2 protein-coding genes are annotated in these 1,277 nt (G+C 67.2%); both read right to left on the bottom strand.

Annotated elements, in window-relative coordinates:
• Window positions 1-66 precede the first annotated feature (66 nt).
• The gene (locus tag CCN56_RS05070; RefSeq protein ID WP_086824010.1) at window positions 67-657 is read right to left on the bottom strand and encodes an IS630 family transposase; all 591 of its coding nucleotides are present in this window, start codon (window positions 655-657) and stop codon (window positions 67-69) included.
• Window positions 654-1,154: an IS630 family transposase gene (locus tag CCN56_RS05065; RefSeq protein WP_179199692.1), complete on the bottom strand. Its 501-nt coding sequence runs from the start codon at window positions 1,152-1,154 to the stop codon at window positions 654-656. Before CCN56_RS05065 ends, CCN56_RS05070 begins: the two co-directional genes overlap by 4 nt.
• Window positions 1,155-1,277 lie beyond the last annotated feature (123 nt).

Raw genomic sequence — 1,277 nt, 5'->3', positions numbered from 1 at the left:
CATGCAGGCGACTGTACCGGCCAATCAGGCTCTCAACCACGGTGGGCTTGGCTTCTGAAACACGCCCTACTGATCTTTTCGTAAGTTCGGTGGGTGTGGTGGGTGGATGATCAGGCCGGTGTGAGTGAGGAAGGACCAGGGCAGTCGGGGGTTGGTGTTGATGCGGTGGATGCCCTGTTCGGTGGCGTCGGCGACATCGGCGAGGTGGTCGCCGGCAAGGTTGGCGAGTTCACGCTTCTTGAGCGAGGACCACAGCAGTTCCACCGGGTTGAGCTCGGGTGCGTAAGCCGGTAATCGCTCGAGGGTGAGCCAGTCCTGTTCGGCGACCCAGGCCCGCATCGCCCGGCTCCAGTGGGCGGACAGGCCGTCCCAGACCAGCACCACCCGCTCTCCGCGGTAGAACGTCTTGATCTGTTCCAGGACCTCGATCAGGCCGGCGGTGTCGTAGCTGCCGGGCTTGAGGTGGAAGCACAGCCGAGGACCGCGCTCCGGGTCGGCGGCGTGATACCCGAGGGCCGCGGCCATCGAGGCCCGCTTCCAGTTCAGCCGGTGCCGCAGGAGTGGGGTGCGGCCGCGGGGTGCGTAGGTGCGGCGGACCTGCGGCAGCAGCGAGACTCCTGACTCGTCGAGGAAGACGATCCAGGCACGTGTGTTCACCGCCCCTTTTTGATGCGCGGCCACTCGTGCGCGATCCAGCGGGCGATCTCGGACTCGTCCCGCTCGACCGCCCGCCGTTCGGGCCGCTGCAGGCTCCACCCCAGCCGACCGGTCAGCAGCCGCCACACCGACGCCCTCGACAGCACCACTCCGGTCACCCGCTCGATGACCAGGCCGACTCGCTCCAGCGTCCATAGATCGGCCTCGAAACCGTGCGCCTGGGCACCCTGCTCCAGCGCGGTCCGCACCCGCTCGACCTGGGCATCATCCAGCTTGGGCGGACGTCCGGTGGCCGGACGCCGGCGCAGAGCGTCGGCGCCGTCCTTCTCCCAGACCCGCTTCCACCGCCGCACGCTCTCGTCGCTGACGCCCAGCATCCGCGCGATCTCGGTGTTCGAGCGTCCCTGAGCGAACAACTCGGCCGCCCGCACACGCCGGGCCTCGGCCAACTGCGGCCGTGTCAAAGGAGGAACCACGGGCGAAGGATTGAAAGACACCGCACCAGGATCCCGTCCAGAGCCCCAGTGCACCCACAGAACTAACGAAAAGATCAGTAGTGCTGCTCCGCGGAAGTTCGTGGAGGGTAGTTGATCACCAGGTGTCCTGCACACCTGGGGCTT

The organism is Streptomyces sp. NRRL B-24572 (assembly GCF_002156145.1).
GTDB lineage: Bacteria > Actinomycetota > Actinomycetes > Streptomycetales > Streptomycetaceae > Streptomyces > Streptomyces vietnamensis.
The sequence above is the reverse complement of the archived record's forward strand: the minus strand, read 5'-3'. Positions and strand labels throughout refer to the sequence as shown.